The 384-nt window shown below is 29.2% G+C and carries 1 protein-coding gene; it reads right to left on the reverse strand.

Features of this window, described 5'->3' with window-relative positions:
- Nucleotides 1-40 precede the first annotated feature (40 nt).
- Nucleotides 41-384: ORC-CDC6 family AAA ATPase (locus tag JHD69_RS20725; RefSeq protein WP_233166158.1), on the reverse strand; the 344-nt coding region annotated here is incomplete at its 5' end.

Raw genomic sequence — 384 nt, forward strand, 5'->3', positions numbered from 1 at the left:
GGTGCCAGCTGAATACCATATTTAATTTCCATATAAACTATTAAAAAATTTCAAGCTGAATATTATCATTTTCTAAATTATCAGCGCCATTTTCGCCAAATAATATCTCTTTTAAACTAGCATCTGGATACTTTCTTAATGGTAATCGATAAAGAATACATAGCAAATATGACAGTTTGAAACGTTTTCCACATATCTTAAAATCAAAGCTGTCATCCATAGAATCCAACAATATAAAGGCTCCTTGAGAAACACCTTTTTCTAAGATTTCGATAATATTATCTGAAATTTTTAGATTATCTATATCCACATTGAAAGTTCCCTTGGGATCCATGAAAAAGTTCGGCCTCAAGATGTGATCTTTAAAATAATTAGAAATTTTAT

The organism is Pedobacter sp. ASV12, from assembly GCF_016429155.1.
GTDB lineage: Bacteria > Bacteroidota > Bacteroidia > Sphingobacteriales > Sphingobacteriaceae > Pedobacter.